The following is a 2,599-nucleotide window of genomic DNA, read 5'->3' on the forward strand; positions in this document are numbered from 1 at the left end:
CTCGACCAGGCCATCCCCGCCGCGCTGTACACCGCCGTGGCGCAGGTGCTGGCGCACGTCTACCGCCTGAAGGCCGCCCTGCGCGGCGAGGGCCGCATGCCCGAGGACTTGCCCGAGCCCGAGGTCCCCGCGCAACTCGATCCGCTCGCGCGCAGCGCGCCGCAGGCCGCCGCATGAACCCCTTCCTGAAGTCGCTGCAGCAATGGATGGGCGCCAACGCCGGCGCGCTCCAGGGCCTGTCCGCGCCCCTGCTCGTGGTCGTCATCCTGGCGCTCATGGTGCTGCCGATCCCGCCCTGGATGCTCGACGCCTTCTTCACGCTGAACATCGCCGTGGCGCTGATGGTCATGATGGTCGCGGCGTACATGCTGCGCCCCCTGGATTTCGCGGCCTTCCCCTCCGTGCTGCTGCTCACGACCCTGATGCGCCTGTCGCTGAACGTCGCCTCCAGCCGGGTGGTGCTGCTCGAAGGCCACACCGGCGCGGGCGCAGCGGGCGCGGTGATCGAGGCCTTCGGGCATTTTCTGATCGGCGGCAACTTCGCGGTCGGCCTGATCGTGTTCGCGATCCTGGTGGTGATCAACTTCGTCGTCGTGACCAAGGGCGCGGAGCGCATCGCGGAAGTGTCCGCGCGCTTTACGCTGGACGCCATGCCCGGCAAGCAAATGGCCGTGGACGCCGACCTGAACGCCAACCTGATCGACGAAAAAGAGGCCAAGCGCCGGCGCGCCGAGGTCGCCGAGGAGGCCAACTTCTTCGGCGCCATGGACGGCGCGTCCAAGTTCGTGCGCGGCGACGCCGTCGCCGGCATCCTGATCCTGCTCATCAACCTCATCGGCGGCCTGTCCATCGGCGTCTTGCAGCACGGCCTCTCGGCGCAGCAGGCCGCCGACAGCTACATCCTGCTGGCGATCGGCGACGCGCTCGTGGCGCAGATTCCCGGCCTGCTCATCTCCGTGGCCGCGGCGATGGTGATCTCGCGCGTCGGCAAGGACCACGACATGGGGCGCCAGATCGTCCAGCAGCTGTTCATGTCGCCGCGCGTCCTGGGCGTGAGCGCGGGCGTTTTGCTGCTGCTGGGGCTGATTCCGCGCATGCCGCACTTCGTTTTCCTGGGCCTGGGGCTGCTGCTGGGCTACGGCGCCTGGCGCCTGCACACGCGCCAGAAGGCGCCGCCGCCGGAGCCGCCCGTGCCGGCCGCAGACGGCGAGGCCAGCTGGGACGACCTGCAGCCCGTGGACCCGCTGGGTCTGGAACTCGGCTACCGCCTGATCAGCCTGGTGGACAGGAACCGCCAGGGCGACCTGCTGACGCGCATCAAGGGGGTGCGCCGCAAGTTTGCCCAGGAAGTGGGCTTTCTGCCGCCCGCCGTGCACGTGCGCGACAACCTGGAGCTCAAACCCGGCGGCTACCGCATCACGCTGCGCGGCGTGATCGTCGACGAAGGCGAGGCCTTCCCCGGAATGTTCCTGGCCATCAACCCCGGCGGAATCAGCACCCCGCTCATCGGCACACCGACCACGGACCCGGCGTTCGGCCTGCCGGCGCACTGGATCGACGTGCAGCAGAAGGAAGCCGCGCAAATGGCGGGTTTTACGGTCGTTGATCCGCCAACCGTGATCGCCACCCACTTGTCACACTTGATGCAAGTGCAGGCCGCCAGGCTTCTGAGCCGCACGGAAACCCAGCAACTGGTGGAACATGTGGCCAGGCTGGCGCCCAAGCTTATCGAAGAGGTGGTTCCGAAAATGGTCTCCATCGCAGCGTTCCAGAAAGTGCTCCAGCTGCTGCTCGAAGAGTCGGTGCACATCCGCGACATCCGCAGCATCGTCGAGACCCTGGCCGAGCATGCCGGCGCCACCCCGGACCCCGCCGAGCTGGCGCGCCGCGTGCGCATTGCCCTCGCGCCGGCGATCGTGCAGCAAATCTACGGCCCGACGCGCGAGCTCGACGTGATTGCCATCGAACCCGGCCTCGAACGCCTGCTCGTGCAGGCCCTGGGCAACGCGGCGGGCCCCGCGCTCGACCCCGGCGTGGCCGACCTGCTCACGCAGAAAGCCGCCGAGGCAGCGCTCGGGCAGGAAGAGCTGGGCCTGCCCGCCTGCCTGCTGGTACCCGACACGATCCGCAACGCCGTCTCCCGTCTGGTGCGCCGCGTCGCGCCCCGGCTGCAGGTGCTCGCGCACAGTGAAATCCCGCAGACGCACAGCATCCGCATCGGGCCGATCCTCAAGGGGGCCTCTGCATGAGCATGAGCATGAACATCCAGCGCTTTCACGCCCCGACCGCCCGGCAGGCCCTGGCCAAGGCGCGCATGGCCTTTGGCGACGGCACCCTGATCCTGTCCAACCGCCCCACGCCCGAGGGCGTCGAAGTGCTGGCCACGGCCGAGGACACGCTGGGCCGATTCGACGGCGCCAGCGCACCGTCCGCACAGCCCGCGCCGCCCGTGCTGCCCGTGCGCAACGCCCCGGCGCCCGGCCCGGGCCGCAACCCGGTGGAAGAAGACGCCGAGCGGCTGAGCATGAGCACGCTGTCGTTTCAGGACTATGTGCGCGAGCGCATGCTGCGCCGCCGCCACGAGGCCAGCCCCGAAGCC

1 protein-coding gene and 2 pseudogenes are annotated in these 2,599 nt (G+C 69.6%); all 3 read left to right on the forward strand.

The window, feature by feature from the left end:
* A pseudogene (locus tag VTU_RS32515) lies at positions 1-177 on the forward strand (flagellar biosynthetic protein FlhB); the annotation flags it as partial.
* The gene (gene flhA / locus VTU_RS0105320) at positions 174-2,249 is read left to right on the forward strand and encodes a flagellar biosynthesis protein FlhA (protein WP_010101580.1); all 2,076 of its coding nucleotides are present in this window, start codon (positions 174-176) and stop codon (positions 2,247-2,249) included. The pseudogene VTU_RS32515 and the gene flhA, both read left to right, overlap by 4 nt.
* An 8-nt stretch (positions 2,250-2,257) precedes the next feature.
* Positions 2,258-2,599: pseudogene (locus tag VTU_RS25795) on the forward strand (flagellar biosynthesis protein FlhF); the annotation flags it as partial.

This window comes from Verminephrobacter aporrectodeae subsp. tuberculatae At4 (genome assembly GCF_000193225.1).
In the GTDB taxonomy this organism is placed as follows: domain Bacteria; phylum Pseudomonadota; class Gammaproteobacteria; order Burkholderiales; family Burkholderiaceae_C; genus Acidovorax; species Acidovorax aporrectodeae.

What these genes read in the sequence shown, in the direction of transcription:
- flhA (WP_010101580.1), top strand. Translation starts at nt 174, where the DNA reads ATGAACCCCTTCCTGAAGTCGCTGCAGCAATGGATGGGCGCCAACGCC.